Genomic DNA, 18,834 nt, shown 5'->3' with positions numbered 1-18,834 from the left:
ATGAGTGACGGCCCGTTGTTTTATGGCGTCTGACAAACAAAATATGGATAAAAATATGAAACTAAACGTAATTGGCTTATCAATGGCTGCAATGACTCTTTCTTCAGCAGCTTTTGCGGATCCACTGGTGATTGCGCACCGGGGTGCATCAGGATATCTGCCGGAACATACGCTGGAAGCCAAAGCAATGGCTTATGCCATGAAGCCGGACTACATCGAGCAGGATGTGGTGATGACTAAAGACGACCAGCTGGTGGTGCTGCATGATCATTATCTGGACCGCGTGACGGACGTAGCAGAGCAGTATCCGGACCGTGCGCGTGCTGATGGCCGCTATTACGCGATTGACTTTACGCTGGCTGAAATCAAGGGATTGAAACTGACTGAAGGTTTCAACATTGATCAGGACGGCAACAAAGTCGCAGGTTATCCGAATCGTTTCCCGCTGTGGAAGTCTTCTTTTACGGTGCCGACACTGGCAGAAGAAATCGAGTTGATTCAGGGCCTGAACAAAACACTGGGTTATGACATCGGTATCTATCCTGAAATCAAAGCGCCTTGGTTCCATCGCCATGAAGGGAAAGATATCTCGAAAGCGCTGCTGAAAGTCCTGAAAGAATACGGCTACGACAGCAAAGACGACAAAGCTTTTGTGCAATGCTTTGACCCGATTGAGCTCAAGCGCATTCATAACGAGCTGATGCCGAAAATGGAGATGGATCTGAAGCTGGTTCAGCTGATGGCCTACACCGACTGGAACGAGACCATGGTGTATCAGGGTAAAGAAGCCACGCCGTACAACTACGACTGGATGTATGAAAAAGGCGGCATGAAGAAAGTGGCTGAGTATGCAGACGGCATCGGTCCATGGAAACCCATGCTGGTGGATGATAAGTCAACCCAAGACAACCTGATCATCCTGCCGCTGATGAAAGCAGCCAAGTCTGCTGGTCTGGTGGTTCACCCGTATACCTTCCGTGCTGATGAGGGCCGAATTGCACCATACGCAGAGAACTTTGATGGCATGCTGGACGTGTTTTACAACAAAGTGAAAGTGGATGGTGTCTTCACCGACTTCCCGGACAAAGCCGTGTCTTTCCTGAATCGCGGTTAATCGGATCAAGTGGGTTCATCATGAAAAAGGGAGCGCATCGGCGCTCCCTTTGTTTTTCAGCTTCGTGGTGTTTACTTGAATCGCATCGACAGATCCATCGCACGCACATGCTTGGTCAGCGCGCCGACCGAAATATAGTCAACACCGGTTTCGGCAAACGTCCGCAGGGTCTCGTCGGTCACATTGCCGGACACCTCCAGCGCGACTTGCCCCTGATTCAGTGCCACGGCTTCGCGCATCATCTCGGTAGAGAAATTATCCAGCATGACGATGTCGGCACCGGCCTCAATGGCTTGTTTCAGCTCATCCAGACTTTCAGTTTCAACTTCAACAGGTTTCCCCGGATTCAGTTGTTTGGCTGTTTCAACAGCCTGTTTGATCCCACCGCAGGCAATGATGTGGTTTTCTTTGATCAGATAGGCATCGAAGACACCGATACGGTGATTGTAACCACCGCCGCAGGCAACCGCATATTTCAGCGCGTTGCGCAGACCCGGAATCGTTTTACGGGTATCCAGCAGGCGGGTCTCAGTGCCGTCCAGCAGGTCGGCGTAATGCGCAACCTGCGTCGCGCAACCGGACAAGGTCTGGATAAAGTTCATGGCATTGCGCTCACCGGTCAGCAGGATACGGGCAGGGCCACGCAGTATGCAAAGCACCTGATTGGGCGCCACCGGATCCCCGTCACTGACCTGCCATTCAATCTCAACTTCGCTGCCGAGCTGACGGAAGACTTCATCCGCCCACAGGCTGCCGCAAAACACACCGTGCTCGCGGGTAATAATGGTGGCTTCTCCCTGACTGTCTGCCGGGATCAGGCTGGCCGTGATATCTCGGCTGGCATCAATTTCACCACCCAAATCTTCCCGCAGGGCATCGGCTACGTTGCGGCTGATATCTTCCGGCAATTGCTGGCGCAGGTAGGCAAGGCGTGATTCAGAATCGTGTTTTTGTTCTGTAGGGTTCATTGTCTTTTCCGTCATGACTGAAGCGCTGAATGCTGATCATACTGTGAGATGCAGACAAGGGGAAGGTATTCACAGGTTGAGTGCGGGCGACTGTGGTTTTATGCTTGGCGCTGATTGAATCATTACAGGCAGGCAAAGCGATGGCGTTTTCTATCAATGATGACCACTGGCTGAACGCGGTCAGGCAGGTTCCTTCCCCGTTTCATGATGCCAGAGCCACAGAGGCTGACATTACCTTGCTGGTGATCCATAACATCAGTCTGCCGCCAGGGCAGTTTGGCGGTCCTTATATAGAGCAGCTGTTTACCGGCCAGCTGGATCCGGCAGAACATCCTTACTTTGCGGAAATTCATCAGTTGCGCGTCTCTGCCCATTGCCTGATCCGACGTGATGGCGAAGTGATTCAGTTCGTGCCATTCAATGCACGTGCCTGGCATGCAGGTGTGTCTGAATTTGAGGGACGGGCGAAGTGCAATGACTTTTCGATCGGCATTGAACTGGAAGGCACGGATACGATGCCATACACCCCGGCGCAATACGACACGCTTAAAGCACTGACGCTTGCACTGATGAAAACCTATCCGGCGATTACCCGCCCCAGAATTACCGGTCATGAGTTTATTGCACCGGGTCGGAAAACGGATCCCGGACTGGCGTTTGACTGGCATCGTTATAAAACAGCGCTGAAAGATTAAAAAATTTTTGGGATGTTTTACAAAAATTGACACATTTCTTATTGTGAATCTTTTGTTAATAAATAGGTCTGACCATTAACTTTTTATCCGGTTCTGGTTCGCAACATACGGAAATTTAGTCTAAAGTTGCCATAATTTTTGGCTTTTCAGCCTGTGCGAGAGGATTTTTGCACCTCTCTTTGGCTTTGACGTGTATCAAGTTGTCGGTAGACATCCTCAATTATTTCTGTAAAATTTCTGTATATAGTTAAATTGGTATGACCAATTAACCGGTCGCAGGGTCGAGCTGTCAGACAAAAAAATACAAGAAGCAGAAGCATCTAAATGACTTATAAGCGTATCCGCCAAGCCAAGCTCTCGGATGTCATTGAGCAGGAGCTTGAGCGACTGATTCTGGAGGGGATCTGGTCCCCCGGACACCAACTGCCGCCCGAACGAGAGTTAGCGCGGCAATTTGACGTATCTCGTCCTTCAGTCCGCGAAGCCATTCAACGCTTAGAAGCCAAGCATCTGCTGACCCGTCGTCAGGGTGGCGGCACCTTTGTCTCCAATCAGTTATGGCAAAGCTTTTCTGATCCATTGCTGGACTTACTGGCAGCACACCCTGAAACACAGCTTGATTTACTCGAGTCACGTCATGCCCTGGAAGGGTTGGCGGCTTACTACGCAGCCCTGCGAGGCAACGAAGAAGATTTTGACCGTATCCGTGACTGTCACAGCCGGATACAGGAAGCCCAGCAACAGGGAGATTTGAAGTCTGAAGCTGCCGCAGTCATGCAATATCTGATTGCGGTGACAGAATCCGCTCATAATCTGGTCTTGCTGCATATCATCCGCAGTCTCGCCCCATTGCTGGAGCAAAACGTATACCAAAACTTTGAACTCCTGAACCGTCGCCCTGAGGTGGTGGAGAAGGTGAGCAAGCATCGAGCCGACATTGTGCATGCGATCGTTTCCGGTCAGCCGGAAATGGCGCGAGAAGCATCGCATGCACATTTGGCTTATATCGAGGAAACATTGTTGGATTTAACCCTGGAAGACAGTCGACGTGAACGCTCTCTTCGCAGGATTCAACAACGCAAGGATGGGCTGGATTAATACCTCCCTCATATAAGCCGAGGTCGGTATCAAACAGTCGCGACATTGTTAGGGGCAACTAAAAACCCTAGTTTTGTAGAATATCAACGAAAGGATAGATCGCATGTCTGAAGTCATGAAGCATGACGTGGACGCACTGGAGACTCAAGAGTGGCTAGCAGCCCTGGAGTCCGTCGTTCGTGAAGAAGGTGTAGAGCGCGCACAGTACCTGCTGGAGCAAGTGCTGGAAAAAGCTCGTCTGGATGGTGTCGACATGCCGACTGGCATCACCACCAACTACATCAATACCATTCCTTCGGCGCAAGAGCCTGCGTACCCGGGTGACACCACTCTGGAACGCCGTATCCGTGCAATTATCCGCTGGAACGCTGTGATGATCGTACTGCGTGCTTCCAAGAAAGATCTGGAGCTGGGTGGCCACATGGCTTCTTTCCAGTCTTCTGCGGCTTTCTACGAAGTGTGCTTTAACCACTTCTTCCGCGCATCGAATGAGACTGACGGTGGCGACCTGGTTTACTATCAAGGTCACATCTCTCCGGGTATCTACTCCCGTGCCTTCGTTGAAGGTCGTCTGACTGAAGATCAACTGGATAACTTCCGTCAGGAAGTGGACGGCAAAGGTCTGTCTTCTTACCCGCACCCGAAACTGATGCCTGAGTTCTGGCAGTTCCCGACTGTATCTATGGGTCTGGGTCCGATTGCCTCTATCTATCAGGCGCGCTTCCTGAAATATCTGCACGGCCGTGGTATGAAAGATACCTCTGCTCAGCGCGTTTACGCGTTCCTGGGCGACGGTGAGATGGATGAGCCAGAATCACGTGGTGCGATTTCTTTCGCTGCGCGTGAGAAACTGGACAACCTGTGCTTCCTGATCAACTGTAACCTGCAGCGTCTTGACGGTCCGGTTATGGGTAACGGCAAGATCATCCAAGAGCTGGAAGGCCTGTTTAAAGGTGCTGGCTGGAACGTTGTGAAAGTGATCTGGGGCAACAACTGGGATTCACTGCTGGCAAAAGATACCACAGGTAAACTGCTGCAGCTGATGAACGAAACCATCGATGGTGACTACCAGACGTTCAAGGCGAAAGACGGCGCTTACGTACGTGAGCACTTCTTCGGTAAGTACCCTGAAACTGCTGCACTGGTTGCAGACATGACTGACGACGAGATTTTCGCGCTGAAGCGTGGTGGTCACGAGTCTTCTAAACTGTACGCTGCGTTCAAGAACGCACAAGACACCCAAGGCAAGCCAACGGTGATCCTGGCCAAGACCGTGAAAGGTTATGGTATGGGTGAAGCTGCCGAAGGGAAGAACATTGCGCACCAGGTGAAGAAAATGGACATGACGCATGTTCTGCACCTGCGCGACCGTCTGGGTCTGCAAGACTTGGTGTCTGAAGAAGACGTGAAGAGCCTGCCTTACCTGAAACTGGAAGAAGGTTCAAAAGAGCACGAATACCTGCACGCACGTCGTCAGGCACTGCACGGTTACACACCGAAGCGTCTGCCAAACTCGACGCAAGCGTTCATTGCACCTGAGCTGGAAGAATTCAAGCCGCTGCTGGAAGAGCAGAAGCGTGATATCTCAACCACCATGGGCTTTGTTCGTGCACTGAACGTGCTGCTGAAGAACAAGAACATCGGTAAGAACGTTGTGCCAATCATTGCAGATGAAGCGCGTACGTTCGGTATGGAAGGTCTGTTCCGTCAAATCGGTATCTACAACCCGCACGGCCAGAACTACACACCACAAGACCGTGACATCGTGTCTTACTACAAAGAAGACACAGCAGGTCAGGTTCTGCAGGAAGGGATTAACGAGCTGGGTGCGATGTCTTCGTGGGTCGCTGCGGCAACCTCTTACAGCACCAACGACCTGCCAATGATTCCGTTCTACATCTACTACTCAATGTTCGGCTTCCAACGTGTTGGCGACATGGCGTGGATGGCGGGTGACCAACAGGCACGCGGCTTCCTGCTGGGTGCAACTGCGGGTCGTACAACCCTGAACGGTGAAGGTCTGCAGCACGAAGATGGTCACAGCCACATCATGGCAAACACCATCCCGAACTGTATTTCTTACGATCCAACTTTCGCATACGAAGTTGCAGTCATCATGCAAGACGGTATCCGTCGCATGTACGGCGAGCAGGAGAACGTGTTCTACTACCTGACGCTGATGAACGAAAACTATGCGATGCCAGCAATGCCAGAAGGCGCTGAAGCAGGTATCCGTAAGGGTATCTACAAGCTGGAATCTTACGCGGGTGCGACATCGAAAGTTCAGCTGCTGAGCTCCGGTACCATCATGAACGAAGTGCGTAAAGCCGCTCAAATCCTGAGTGACGACTACGGCGTTGCATCTGACGTGTTCTCTGTGACCTCGTTCAACGAGCTGGCTCGTGACGGTCAGGACGCAGAACGCTTCAACATGCTGCATCCAGAAGCTGAGCAGAAAGTCGCTTACATCGCTGAAGTGATGGGGACTGAGCCAGCAATCGCAGCAACTGACTACATGAAAAACTACGCGGATCAGGTTCGTGCTTTCATCCCGGCTGAATCTTACAAGGTTCTGGGTACTGATGGCTTTGGCCGCTCTGACAGCCGTGAAAACCTGCGTCGTCACTTCGAAGTGAACGCTGGTTACGTGGTTGTTGCAGCGCTGACTGAGCTGGCGAAGCGCGGTGATGTTGAGAAATCTGTTGTTGCAGAAGCAATCAAGAAATTCAACATTGACGCAGACAAGATCAACCCGCTTTACGCGTAAGAGGCAATAAACATGGCAATCGAAATTTTTGTACCAGACATCGGTGCTGATGAGGTTGAAGTTACTGAGATCCTGGTCAGCGTTGGCGACAAGATCGAAGAAGAACAGTCGCTGATCACTGTTGAAGGTGACAAAGCGTCTATGGAAGTGCCTGCTTCTCAAGCGGGTACTGTCAAAGAGATCAAAGTGGTTGCGGGCGACAAAGTATCGACCGGTTCTTTGATCATGGTGTTTGAAGCAGAGGGTGCAGCCGCGGCTGCACCTGCGCCAGCTGCAGAAGCAGCATCGGCCGCAGCCCCTGCAGCACCAGCCGCTGCTGAACTGAAAGAAGTTCACGTACCGGATATCGGTGGCGACGAAGTTGAAGTCACTGAAATCATGGTTGCTGTTGGCGACAGCGTGTCAGAAGAGCAGTCTCTGATTACGGTTGAAGGCGACAAAGCGTCGATGGAAGTGCCTGCGCCATTCGCAGGTACCGTGAAAGAAATCAAGATCGCTTCCGGTGACAAAGTGTCTACTGGCTCTCTGATCATGGTGTTCGAAGTGGCAGGTTCTGGTGCAGCGGCACCGGCGCCAGTTGCTGAAGCAGCGCCTGCAGCTGCAGCTGCACCAGCAGCCGCGGCTGACAAAGAAGTGAACGTACCGGATATCGGTGGCGACGAAGTTGAAGTCACTGAAATCATGGTTGCAGTTGGCGACATGGTGGAAGAAGAGCAATCTCTGATCACTGTGGAAGGCGACAAAGCTTCAATGGAAGTTCCTGCACCATTCGCAGGTAAAGTGAAAGAAATCAAGATCGCGACGGGCGACAAAGTGTCAACCGGCTCTCTGATCATGGTGTTCGAAGTTGCCGGTGCAGCCTCAGCGGCAGCGCCTCAGGCAGCCGCACCAGCTCCAGCGGCAGCGCCTGCAGCCGCACCGGCTGCGAAAGCAGAAGCACCAGCAGCGACTGGCGATTTCGTTGAAAACAACGAGTATGCTCACGCGTCTCCGGTTGTGCGTCGTCTGGCGCGTGAATTCGGCGTGAACCTGGCGAAAGTCAAAGGCACTGGCCGTAAGAACCGCGTTCTGAAAGAAGACGTACAGAGCTACGTGAAAGAAGCACTGAAGCGTCTGGAATCTGGTGCTGCGGCATCTGGTAAAGGCGACGGCGCCGCTCTGGGTCTGCTGCCTTGGCCGAAAGTTGATTTCAGCAAGTTCGGTGACACTGAAGTTCAGCCACTGTCTCGCATCAAGAAGATCTCTGGCGCGAACCTGCACCGTAACTGGGTGATGATCCCGCATGTGACTCAGTGGGATAACGCTGATATCACGGCGCTGGAAGCATTCCGTAAAGAGCAGAATGCCATCGAAGCGAAGAAAGATTCAGGCATGAAGATCACCCCGCTGGTGTTCATCATGAAAGCTGTTGCGAAGGCGCTGGAAGCCTTCCCTGCGTTCAACTCTTCTCTGTCTGAAGACGGTGAGAGCCTGATCCTGAAGAAATACGTGAACGTTGGTATCGCGGTAGACACGCCAAACGGCCTGGTTGTGCCAGTGTTCAAAGATGTGAACAAGAAAGGCATCTACGAGCTGTCTGAAGAACTGATGGTTGTTTCTAAGAAAGCGCGTGCAGGTAAACTGACGGCTGCAGACATGCAGGGCGGCTGCTTCACCATCTCAAGCCTGGGTGGCCTGGGTGGTACTGCATTCACACCAATCGTGAATGCACCGGAAGTCGGCATCCTGGGTGTGTCTAAGTCTGAGATGAAACCTGTTTGGAACGGCAAGGACTTTGAACCTCGCCTGATGCTGCCACTGTCACTGTCTTACGATCACCGTGTGATCGATGGTGCAGAAGGTGCACGCTTCATTACTTACCTGAATGGCATGCTGTCCGACATTCGTCGCCTGGTGCTGTAAAAGGTATGACCCGAGATTCCTTGCCCGTATGACGGGCAAGGAATTGTTGCCTGGCTCACAGGGAATGCCATTTTCCTTTTCAGGGTGATAACAGGTCTGTAAACTGTTGCGCGGTCTGAAAATAAAAAATAACGCATTCTGCCTTACAGCCAGTTTAGGGATAGATGACTTACAACGAGGTCAATAATGAGTAAAGAAATTAAAGCCCAGGTCGTAGTTCTAGGCTCAGGTCCTGCCGGTTACTCTGCCGCTTTCCGTTGCGCAGACTTAGGTCTGGAAACGGTTCTGATTGAAAAATACAGCACGCTGGGTGGCGTGTGCCTGAACGTGGGTTGTATCCCATCGAAAGCACTGCTGCACGTCGCGAAAGTCATCGAAGAAGCAAAAGCCATGGCTGAGCACGGCGTGGTCTTCGGTGAGCCGCAAACTGACATCAACAAGATCCGCATCTGGAAAGAAAAAGTCATCAACCAGCTGACTGGCGGTCTGGGTGGTATGGCGAAAATGCGTAAAGTGACGGTTGTGAACGGTTACGGTAAATTTACCGGTCCGAACACCATCGTTGTTGAAGGCGAAGAAGCTACCACAGTGAACTTCGATAACGCGATCATCGCTGCAGGTTCTCGTCCGATCGAGCTGCCATTTATCCCGCATGAAGACCCACGTATCTGGGACTCCACAGACGCGCTGGAACTGAAAGAAGTTCCTGAGAAACTGCTGGTCATGGGTGGCGGTATCATCGGTCTGGAAATGGGGACTGTGTATGATGCACTGGGCTCTCAGATCGACGTGGTTGAAATGTTTGACCAGGTGATCCCTGCGGCAGACAAAGACATCGTGAAAGTTTTCACCAAGCGTATCAGCAAGAAGTTCAACCTGATGCTGGAAACCAAAGTGACTGCGGTTGAAGCGAAGGAAGACGGCATCTACGTTTCAATGGAAGGCAAGAAAGCACCTGCTGAGCCTGTTCGTTATGATGCAGTTCTGGTTGCGATTGGCCGTACACCAAACGGTAAGCTGATCGACGCTGAGAAAGCGGGTGTTGCTGTTGATGAGCGTGGTTTCATCAACACTGACAAGCAAATGCGGACCAACGTCCCACACATCTTCGCAATCGGCGACGTTGTGGGTCAGCCAATGCTGGCGCACAAAGGTGTGCATGAAGGTCACGTGGCTGCTGAAGTGATTGCCGGTAAGAAGCATTACTTCGACCCGAAAGTCATTCCTTCTATTGCGTACACTGAGCCAGAAGTGGCTTGGGTGGGTAAGACTGAGAAAGAAGCGAAAGCAGAAGGCATCAACTACGAAGTTGCAACCTTCCCATGGGCAGCCTCTGGCCGTGCGATTGCTTCTGACTGTGCCGACGGTATGACGAAGATGATCTTCGACAAAGACACCAACCGCGTCATCGGTGGTGCCATTGTGGGTACCAACGGTGGTGAGCTGCTGGGCGAAATCGGTCTGGCAATCGAGATGGGCTGTGATGCTGAAGACATCGCGCTGACCATCCACGCGCACCCGACTCTGCACGAGTCTGTTGGTCTGGCTGCGGAAGTGTTCGAAGGTTCGATCACTGACCTGCCAAACGCAAAAGCGAAGAAGAAAAAGTAAGTTCTTACCTTTTCTGAACGCATGAAAAAAGCGCCCATCGGGCGCTTTTTTACGTTCTGAGCCTGGGTTATGGCTTTCGGTGCCTGCTGTCTTGTGGCGAAAGATGCCAGCGAAGGGCGCAGAGGCTCGCCGCTTTTGCTCCTCCTTCCATGTGTGATGGCGGAGGAGTGTTCAGGGCTCGTATCAGAGGCTGTAAAAACTGATTACTGTTTGAAACTACTGACCATACGCTCCAGACGAACTGACAGTGCGTGCAGATTTTGGCTGGCTGTGACCATCTCGTTGGCTGTTTCGGACGTCCGTTGGGTATTTTCGTTGATATCTTCGATGTTGATATTGATATCGCTGACCACAGTGGATTGCTCTTCGGTTGCGGTCGCAACCTGAGTATTCAGATCCGAAATTTGCATGATTTGGTCATTGATCAACTGCAGAGCCTTGGTGGCATCGTGAGACGCCTGCGTCCCGGCTTCAGTGAGCTGCTGACTGTTCTGCATTGCCTGAACGGCGTTCTGTGCTTCCTGCTGCAGACGGTCAATCATGGTCTGAATCTCATCCGTTGATTTCGCTGTCCGGCTGGCCAGATTACGGACTTCTTCAGCAACCACTGCAAAGCCACGGCCCTGTTCTCCGGCACGGGCTGCTTCGATCGCGGCATTGAGTGCCAGCAGGTTGGTTTGCTCCGACACCCCACGAATGACTTCCAGAATGCCGCCAATCGCTACGGTGTTATCGGCCAGATCACTGATGACCCGGGCCATGTTGTTCATGTCGCTGGCCAGCTGTTCAATACTGTCCTGCGCACTCAGAACGACCTGCTGACCATTGCTGGTGGCAGAGGTTGCCTGTGATGCTGATTCAGCAGCATAAGCGGCGTTTCCGGCGATTTCGCTGACCGTTGCCCCCATTTCATTAATCGCGGTTGCGACTTGCACGGTGCGATCCCGCTGATACTGACTGTGCGTGAGCGTCGACTGTGCATGCTCAGAAACCTGCTCTGCAGCAACCCGCAGATCGGTCCCGGTGCTGGCAATGTCGGCCACCAGTGCATGAATCTTGTTGGCAAAGGCGTTGAAGCCTTCGCCCAGCTGTGCAATTTCATCTCGTCCGGAAACCGGGATTCGCCGGCTTAGATCGCCATCGCCTTCACCCAGTTCACGGAAGGTGTTGGCGGCCTGCTGAATCGGGCGGGTAATGGTCTGGCTCAGATAAACAGCCAGACCGATAAAGGCCAGCGTGGTCAGGATCACCAGTAAAATGACGTGATTCCGGGTTTCATTCAGTTCAGCAAACACTTCATGTTCAGGCACCTGCGCAATGACAAACCAGTTCATGGACGGAATATAGCTGGAAGCCAGTAGCAGTTGCTCGCCATTGTGCTCTGTCGTGAACAGGTTAAAGGATTGCTTTTCGAGCAGAATCCGGCTGTCGGCACCGAAGCGGTCGGTTAAGCGAGACTTGTCTGGATTGCGGTTGTTGGGATCGAGCTGGATCACACCCTTGGCATCAGTCAGGACAACAAAACCGCTCTGCTCTAATTTTAATTGAGACAATAAGTTCGCCATATCATTGAAAGAGCGGGAAAAACCGGACATTCCTTTGCCGTTGATCTGCTGGAAATTGACAAAGAGTTTCAGTTCGCCATTGGCTTCCCGGAAGACCTGAACCATTCTTGACTCGTTGCTGTCACGAAAACCAAAAAACCAGTTATCCTGATTGCGGTTCAGGCGGCGCAGGAAGCCATTCTGGTTCCAGTAATCGCCGGTGTCCCGGTTGGCAATCGAAGCATCATTCAGCCCGTATTGCGCCTTGAGCTGATTGAGCAAATCGACCAGTTGCTGGTTGTCCGCGTCACTGACGGGTTGTTCAAGTAATTTGAGGGTAGCGCGATTGGACGCCAGTTGCTCGGTCGCATTTTGCAGAAGCTTCACTTCTGATTCCACCTGATCACGAAAATGCGTCAGTCGGGTGGGGAGTTCACTGGTGAGTAATCTGGACTGAATAATTTGTTGTGACTGACTCAAACTGAGATAGCTGACCAGTGCACAGGAAGCGATGACAGCGATACTCATCGCCAGCGTCAGCTTTTGTCTGATGGAAAGGTGCTTGATATTCATGCATCAATTCTCTGTTGCTACCGACATATCTGCGGTATAAGTGTTCGGATTAGTTGTGATTTATTTGCCAGTTTATTGGAACTGGCCACGTGACCAAAGTGGTGTTTAAAAAAGGATGTTTCGGTTTCTTGCATTGTTTCTTGTGATATCGGCAGCGATTCCCGCTGCTTTAGCACAGCCATCGCAAAAAAGTGCTGAACGTATACACGTCGGACTTGTGCTGGGGGGCGGAGGGGCAAAAGGGGCTGCCCATGTCGGGGTCCTCAAAGCTCTGGAAGAGTTGCAAATCCCCGTCGATTACATCGTCGGCACCAGCATGGGCGCTTATGTGGGCGGATTGTACGCTTCGGGTATGAGTGCGGATGAAATCGAAGCCATTCTGAATACGGTCGACTGGGCATCCGGTTACGAAGACCGGGTGAAGCGCAGTGAGCGCCGGGTCCGTGAAAAACAGCAGGAAGACCGTTTTCAGATCGTCACTGATCTCGGGGTCGAATTCTGGGAAGTGAAAGTGCCCAAAGGCTTTGTTCAAGGGCAGACCATGGGTGAAATTCTGCGCACCACGTCTGGTAATCTGCCCTGGATGACCAGCTTTGATACCTTACCCATTCCGTTCCGTGCTGTCGCCACGGACATCGAAAATCTGAAACCCGTTGTGCTTTCCGGTGGCGATCTGGCGGAAGCGATGCAGGCCAGTATGTCGGTGCCGGGACTGCTGCCACCGGTGATGCTGGATGGCAAGTTGCTGGTGGATGGCGGGATCACCAATAATCTGCCGATCTCTGTGGTGAAAGAGATGGGCGCCGATGTAGTGATCGCCGTGGATATCAGTAACGATTTCAAAACGGCGGATGAGCTGACGGATTATCTGGTGGTGATGGATCAGCTCACAGATTTTATGGTACGCGATAATGCCGCAAGGCAGGAAGCGCTGCTGGGGCAGGCGGATATTTTGCTGCGGCCGGATATTCAGGGGATCACGACCACAGATTTCAACCGGATGCCGGAAGCGTTCGACAGCGGTTATCACACGGTCCAGATGCAGCGCCTGCAACTGGCAGCTTTGGGCAGTGCGACGATCTATCAGGATTATATCGAGCAAAAACAAGCCGCCCGGCGGCAGCTGGATTTTCTGGAAAGGCGGCGGATTGATCAGATTGAGCTGATCAACAACAGTCCTTATGCCAATGAAGTGTTGCTGGAACGCTTGCAACTCAAGCCTGGGATGAAAGTTGATTCCGAGCAACTGGAAAAAAGTGTTCGTGATCTCTATGCCCTGGATCGGTTTGAGCGGGTGGATTACCGCATTGAGCGCCTCGGTGAGCGCCATATTCTGATTCTGGATGTCAAAGCCAAAAGTTGGGGGCCGAATTTTATTGATATGCGCTTCTCGCTGGAAGATGACTTCGATAACAATACGGATTTCTCCATCGGTCTGGCACTGACCGCAACCGGACTATCAGAAAAAGGGGCTGAGTGGCGAACCGAGCTCGAATATGGATCCGATAAACGCATTGCGACTGAGCTGTATATTCCCTTTACCAGCGATCAGGAGTGGTTTTCTGTGCTGGGTATTGATTATGACGTCATCAATACCAATGTGACGGTCACGGGTGAAGAGCCGGATCTGAAGAATATCGACGACTTTATTGCAGCCCGGTTCAGTGATTTTCATCTGGACGGTTCGATTGGCTGGCAGCCAGCTTTGTGGCAGGAATTCCGGGCGGGATACCTGATTGGTGATGGCGAAACCGAGTTTCCCGGGATCCTGCGTCTCGGCAATGAAAAGCGCAGCAGTCGCAGACTGTATCTTCGTTATAATCTCGACACGCTGGACGACTTCACCTTGCCGAAAGAAGGCCATTATCTGCTGGCTGAAGTGGCTTCATCAGACGACAGTGCGACCTTTCAGGGGCAGCGTTTATCGGATACGGCACTGCATTTCGATTTCGCATGGAAAGGTGCCTATACTTTTGGTCGCCATACCATGATGGGAAAGGCGGAATACGGGAAAGTCAGTTCGGATGAAGATCTGCGGCTCGATCCCAAAGAGCTGGGTGGTTTTCTGAACCTGTCCGGCATTCCTAAAAACAGCCTGTCCGGTAATAACAAAGTGTTCTCTGCGTTGGTGTATCGTTATCACCTGACGGATAACGACTTTGGTTTGTTTAACTCTTCCGTCTATCTGGGGACCTCTCTGGAGTGGGGTGGGGTATATAACAATCCAGATTTATCGTTTTCTGATCTGCCGGGCTATTACGCCGGGAGTATATTCACGGGGATTACGACACCGTTTGGCCCGTTTATTCTGGCATATGGCCAAACTGCAGAAGATTTAAGTTCGTTTTATTTGTTATTTGGAGGAGAACTGTAGCAAACGGATTTTTCCTGTTTTGTGAATGTTGTAAAAGTCAGCCTGATTTTAATGTTTCGTTAAAAATGATATGCTCCGTAACCGGTTTTGGTCTCTCCTGCACGCCATAAAGGTCTGAATCGAATCAAGCATAATGCGTGCGAGCAAACCGGAGAGGGCAATCACTTCCAAGGATGTTTAACCGTCTGGTTAAACCGAAAAAAGAGGAATATGTCGTGCTTGAAGCCTACCGTAAACACGTCGAAGAGCGTGCTGCCGAAGGGGTTGTCCCCAAGCCTCTGGACGCCGAGCAAGCTGCTGCTTTGGTTGAACTTCTGAAAAATCCCCCTGCTGGTGAAGAAGACTTTCTGATTGAGCTGCTGGAAAACCGCATCCCGCCGGGTGTGGATGAGGCTGCTTACGTGAAAGCAGGTTTCCTGGCCGCGATCGCAGCAGGTGAAGCGGCTTCACCGATTGTCAGCAAAGAAAAAGCTGCTGAGTTACTGGGTACCATGCAGGGCGGTTATAACATTGAGCCTCTGATCAGCCTGCTGGATGATAGCGCGCTGGCGCCAATCGCTGCCAAAGCCCTGTCTCACACCCTGCTGATGTTTGATGCTTTCTATGATGTGGAAGAGAAAGCGAAAGCAGGCAATGCATTTGCCAAACAGGTGCTGCAATCCTGGGCGGATGCCGAGTGGTTTCTGTCCAAGCCTGAACTGGCTGAAAAAATTACCCTGACTGTCTTTAAAGTGACGGGTGAAACCAACACCGATGACCTGTCTCCGGCACCGGATGCGTGGTCTCGTCCGGATATCCCGCTGCACGCGCTGGCCATGCTGAAAAACGAACGTGAAGGCATTGAACCGGATCAGCCGGGTTCTGTGGGCCCGATGAAGCAAATCGAAGCCCTGCAGGCCAAAGGCCATCAGCTGGTTTATGTGGGTGATGTTGTGGGTACGGGCTCTTCCCGTAAATCTGCGACGAACTCAGTGCTGTGGTTCATGGGTGATGATATCCCTTATGTGCCGAACAAACGTGCCGGTGGTTATGTGCTGGGTGGCAAGATTGCCCCAATCTTCTTCAATACCATGGAAGATGCCGGCGCACTGCCAATCGAAGTGGATGTGACCGCGCTGAACATGGGTGACGTGATTGACGTTTATCCGTTCAAAGGTGAAGTTCGCCGTCATGACTCAGACGAAGTCGTGTCGACGTTCAAACTGAAAACAGATGTGCTGATCGACGAAGTGCGTGCCGGTGGCCGTATTCCGCTGATCATTGGCCGTGGTCTGACCGACCGCGCGCGTGAAGCGCTGGGCCTGGCACCTTCTGATGTCTTCCGTCGTCCGCAACCTGTGGCCGATTCAGGCAAAGGCTTCACACTGGCTCAGAAAATGGTCGGTAAAGCGTGCAGCGTTGAAGGTGTACGCCCTGGCACATACTGTGAGCCGAAAATGACCACCGTGGGTTCTCAGGACACCACGGGCCCGATGACTCGTGATGAACTGAAAGATCTGGCCTGTCTGGGCTTCTCTGCGGATCTGACCATGCAGTCGTTCTGCCACACTTCCGCGTATCCGAAGCCGGTTGATGTGAACACGCACCATACTCTGCCAGATTTCATCATGAACCGTGGCGGTGTCTCACTGCGTCCGGGAGATGGTGTCATCCACTCCTGGCTGAACCGCATGCTGCTGCCGGATACTGTGGGTACAGGCGGTGACTCGCACACCCGTTTCCCGCTGGGGATTTCTTTCCCTGCCGGTTCTGGTCTGGTGGCGTTTGCTGCGGCGACCGGGGTGATGCCACTGGATATGCCAGAGTCGATTCTGGTGCGCTTCAAGGGTGAAATGCAGGAAGGGATCACGCTGCGTGATCTGGTTCATGCGATTCCTTACTACGCGATTCAGCAAGGTCTGCTGACGGTTGAGAAAGCCGGTAAGATCAATGAATTCTCTGGCCGTATCCTGGAAATCGAAGGGGTTGAGCACCTGACGGTTGAGCAGGCGTTCGAACTGTCGGATGCATCTGCTGAGCGGAGTGCTGCGGGCTGTACGGTGAAACTGTCTCAGGAATCCATTGCTGAATATCTGGAATCTAACATCGTCATGCTGAAGTGGATGATCGCAGAAGGTTACGGCGATCGCCGTACCATCGAGCGTCGTATCACGGCAATGCAGGACTGGCTGGCGAATCCAGCGCTGATGGAAGCGGATAAAGATGCAGAATATGCCCATGTGATCGAAATCGATCTGGCAGAGATCAAAGAGCCGATTCTGTGTGCACCAAACGATCCGGATGATGCGCGTCTGCTGTCTGAAGTTCAGGGCACAGCAATCGATGAAGTCTTCATTGGTTCCTGTATGACGAATATCGGTCACTTCCGTGCTGCCGGTAAACTGCTGGATAAGTTCGGCGGCCAGCTGAATACCCGGATGTGGGTTGCGCCACCAACGAAGATGGACCGCGATCAACTGACTGAGGAAGGCTATTACGGTATCTTTGGCCGTGCAGGTGTGCGTATCGAAACACCGGGATGTTCACTGTGTATGGGGAACCAGGCGCGCGTCGCTGATAAAGCAACCGTTATGTCTACATCGACCCGTAACTTCCCGAACCGTCTGGGGACAGGTGCTAATGTCTTCCTGTCTTCTGCAGAACTGGCGGCAGTGGGTGCGATTCTGGGCCGTATCCCAACCATGGATGAATACCTGCAATACGCAAAACAGATCAATGCAACGGCAGCAGATACTTACCGTTATCTGAACTTCCACCGTATGGATCAGTACACCAAGCGTGCGGATGAAGTGATTGTTCAGGCTGCAGTTTAATCTGCCGGACTGAATCAAGACACCACATAAAAGGGAGCTCAGGCTCCCTTTTTTAATGGGATTTCAGGGCGGATAACTGGCCGCCAAGCACCAGCAGTGCGGCGATGTTTCGGGCTGTGAGGGTCAGGTTCTGTGCGCCGTCTGCCAGCGCCTGTGCCAGATCACAGGGATGGTTGACCACGCTGAACACCGCGTCCAAACCATGCTGGAATACGATGGCATGATCCTGCGACAGGCTGCCCGCAATGCCGATCACCGGTACATTGAATTGTTTGGCACAGCGGGCGACCCCAATGGGTGTTTTGCCATGAATCGTTTGGCTGTCAATGCGGCCTTCTCCTGTAATCACAAGATCCGCATCCGCCATCACGTCGGCCAGTCCGGTCGCGCGCATCACGATCTCAATCCCCGGCTGAAGGTGTGCATTCAATAGCCCCATCAGTGCAGCGCCTAAGCCCCCCGCAGCTCCGGCCCCCGGGGTGTCTCTGACCATGCATTGATGCTGCCTCGCCATGCAGTCTGCAAAGTGGGCAAGGTTGGCATCCAGTTGCTTGATCATGGCTTCAGTGGCGCCTTTCTGCGGACCGAAGACTCGCGCCGCGCCGTTCGGACCGCAAAGCGGGTTATCCACATCGCAAGCAACTTCAAGACTAACTTGTGCCAGTCTGGGATCCAATCCCGTGGTATCAATACAGGCCAAATTTGAGAGTGCCTCGCCGCCCAAGCCAATGTCTTTGTTTTGCCGATCCAGTAACCGGATACCCAGTGCCTGCAACATGCCAGCGCCACCGTCTAAGGTTGCACTGCCGCCTATACCGATGATCAGATGTGTCCTGCCCTGATCCAGTGCAGCCGTGATGAGTTCGCCCGTGCCGTAGCTGGTGGTTCGCATCGGATTGCGCTTCGCTGGGGGACGAGATCCAATCCGGAAGCCGCCGCCATTTCAATCACCGCCGTTTTGCCGTCTCCCAGCAGGCCATAAAAACCGTCAACCGGGGTGCCCAGAGGCCCGGTCACGCTGACCTGTACAATTGTTCCCTGTGTGGCATCGACGAGTGACTGCACCGTCCCCTCTCCGCCATCGGCCATGGGGCATAGCTGGAAATCGGCCTCGGGCAGTACCTGACGAAACCCGGCTTCAATCGCACGGGCAACTGCGAGTGCCGGCAGGCTTTCTTTATAGGAATCGGGTGCAATGATTATTCTCATGGGGTCCTCGTTCAATCTGTTGCCTTCGTAGCCGTGACGAGGCAGACGCAGACAGGTTGCAATTTGTTGGCGTTCCTGACATGGTGCGCGCGGTCGATGGCAGGTACAAGCGGGCTCAGGAGCCTGTCCCCAGTGTATTTGTCTCTGACGGTATCGACAAATGCCT

Annotated in this window: 10 protein-coding genes and 1 pseudogene; 8 read left to right on the top strand and 3 right to left on the bottom strand. The window is 52.6% G+C overall.

The genetic code is table 11. From position 1 onward, the window contains the following. The first annotated feature begins 55 nt into the window (after positions 1–55). On the top strand, positions 56–1,114 hold the full coding sequence (gene glpQ, locus KDD30_RS13495) for a glycerophosphodiester phosphodiesterase (RefSeq protein WP_211646308.1): 1,059 nt from the start codon (positions 56–58) through the stop codon (positions 1,112–1,114). Positions 1,115–1,185: 71 nt separating this feature from the next. Here glpQ and nadC read toward each other — a convergent pair whose 3' ends face one another. Then, positions 1,186–2,082 carry a carboxylating nicotinate-nucleotide diphosphorylase gene (nadC, locus tag KDD30_RS13490; protein WP_371826045.1) on the bottom strand — a complete coding sequence of 299 codons (897 nt, stop codon included), beginning with the start codon at positions 2,080–2,082 and terminating at the stop codon, positions 1,186–1,188. A 140-nt stretch (positions 2,083–2,222) separates the two neighbouring features. Here nadC and ampD point away from each other — a divergent pair, with 140 nt between their 5' ends. The 5 genes from ampD (at position 2,223) to lpdA (ending at position 10,155) form a co-directional block, all read left to right on the top strand. Continuing rightward, the gene (gene ampD / locus KDD30_RS13485) at positions 2,223–2,777 is read left to right on the top strand and encodes a 1,6-anhydro-N-acetylmuramyl-L-alanine amidase AmpD (protein WP_211649966.1); all 555 of its coding nucleotides are present in this window, start codon (positions 2,223–2,225) and stop codon (positions 2,775–2,777) included. A 324-nt stretch (positions 2,778–3,101) separates the two neighbouring features. Continuing rightward, positions 3,102–3,875, top strand: coding sequence for a pyruvate dehydrogenase complex transcriptional repressor PdhR (gene pdhR / locus KDD30_RS13480; protein ID WP_211646306.1), 774 nt, complete (start codon positions 3,102–3,104; stop codon positions 3,873–3,875). A gap of 103 nt (positions 3,876–3,978) precedes the next feature. Further along, positions 3,979–6,642 carry a pyruvate dehydrogenase (acetyl-transferring), homodimeric type gene (gene aceE / locus KDD30_RS13475; protein ID WP_211646305.1) on the top strand — a complete coding sequence of 888 codons (2,664 nt, stop codon included), beginning with the start codon at positions 3,979–3,981 and terminating at the stop codon, positions 6,640–6,642. Between the two features lie 12 nt (positions 6,643–6,654). Beyond that, entirely contained in the window at positions 6,655–8,544 is a 1,890-nt protein-coding gene (gene aceF / locus KDD30_RS13470; RefSeq protein ID WP_211646304.1) for a pyruvate dehydrogenase complex dihydrolipoyllysine-residue acetyltransferase, read from the top strand. A 186-nt stretch (positions 8,545–8,730) separates the two neighbouring features. Beyond that, positions 8,731–10,155 carry a dihydrolipoyl dehydrogenase gene (gene lpdA / locus KDD30_RS13465; RefSeq protein ID WP_211646303.1) on the top strand — a complete coding sequence of 475 codons (1,425 nt, stop codon included), beginning with the start codon at positions 8,731–8,733 and terminating at the stop codon, positions 10,153–10,155. Positions 10,156–10,358: 203 nt separating this feature from the next. On the opposite strand, the gene KDD30_RS13460 is transcribed toward lpdA, so the two are convergent. After that, positions 10,359–12,272, bottom strand: a complete 1,914-nt coding sequence (locus KDD30_RS13460; protein WP_211646302.1) for a methyl-accepting chemotaxis protein — start codon at positions 12,270–12,272, stop codon at positions 10,359–10,361. Between the two features lie 115 nt (positions 12,273–12,387). On the opposite strand from KDD30_RS13460, the gene KDD30_RS13455 reads away from it, so the two are divergent. Both KDD30_RS13455 and acnB read left to right on the top strand, forming a co-directional pair. Next, the gene (locus tag KDD30_RS13455; RefSeq protein WP_211646301.1) at positions 12,388–14,646 is read left to right on the top strand and encodes a patatin-like phospholipase family protein; all 2,259 of its coding nucleotides are present in this window, start codon (positions 12,388–12,390) and stop codon (positions 14,644–14,646) included. Positions 14,647–14,861: 215 nt separating this feature from the next. Then, on the top strand, positions 14,862–17,459 hold the full coding sequence (gene acnB / locus KDD30_RS13450) for a bifunctional aconitate hydratase 2/2-methylisocitrate dehydratase (RefSeq protein ID WP_211646300.1): 2,598 nt from the start codon (positions 14,862–14,864) through the stop codon (positions 17,457–17,459). A gap of 52 nt (positions 17,460–17,511) precedes the next feature. Here acnB and KDD30_RS13445 read toward each other — a convergent pair. Continuing rightward, a pseudogene (locus tag KDD30_RS13445) lies at positions 17,512–18,668 on the bottom strand (glycerate kinase). Positions 18,669–18,834 lie beyond the last annotated feature (166 nt).

The sequence above is a fragment of the Photobacterium sp. GJ3 genome, assembly GCF_018199995.1.
GTDB lineage: Bacteria > Pseudomonadota > Gammaproteobacteria > Enterobacterales > Vibrionaceae > Photobacterium.
This window is presented reverse-complemented; position numbering and strand designations above follow the sequence as displayed.

Coding starts and splice junctions, on each gene's coding strand:
- glpQ (WP_211646308.1), top strand. CDS start 56: ATGAAACTAAACGTAATTGGCTTATCAATGGCTGCAATGACTCTTTCT.
- nadC (WP_371826045.1), bottom strand. CDS start 2,082: ATGAACCCTACAGAACAAAAACACGATTCTGAATCACGCCTTGCCTAC.
- ampD (WP_211649966.1), top strand. CDS start 2,223: ATGGCGTTTTCTATCAATGATGACCACTGGCTGAACGCGGTCAGGCAG.
- pdhR (WP_211646306.1), top strand. CDS start 3,102: ATGACTTATAAGCGTATCCGCCAAGCCAAGCTCTCGGATGTCATTGAG.
- aceE (WP_211646305.1), top strand. CDS start 3,979: ATGTCTGAAGTCATGAAGCATGACGTGGACGCACTGGAGACTCAAGAG.
- aceF (WP_211646304.1), top strand. CDS start 6,655: ATGGCAATCGAAATTTTTGTACCAGACATCGGTGCTGATGAGGTTGAA.
- lpdA (WP_211646303.1), top strand. CDS start 8,731: ATGAGTAAAGAAATTAAAGCCCAGGTCGTAGTTCTAGGCTCAGGTCCT.
- KDD30_RS13460 (WP_211646302.1), bottom strand. CDS start 12,272: ATGAATATCAAGCACCTTTCCATCAGACAAAAGCTGACGCTGGCGATG.
- KDD30_RS13455 (WP_211646301.1), top strand. CDS start 12,388: ATGTTTCGGTTTCTTGCATTGTTTCTTGTGATATCGGCAGCGATTCCC.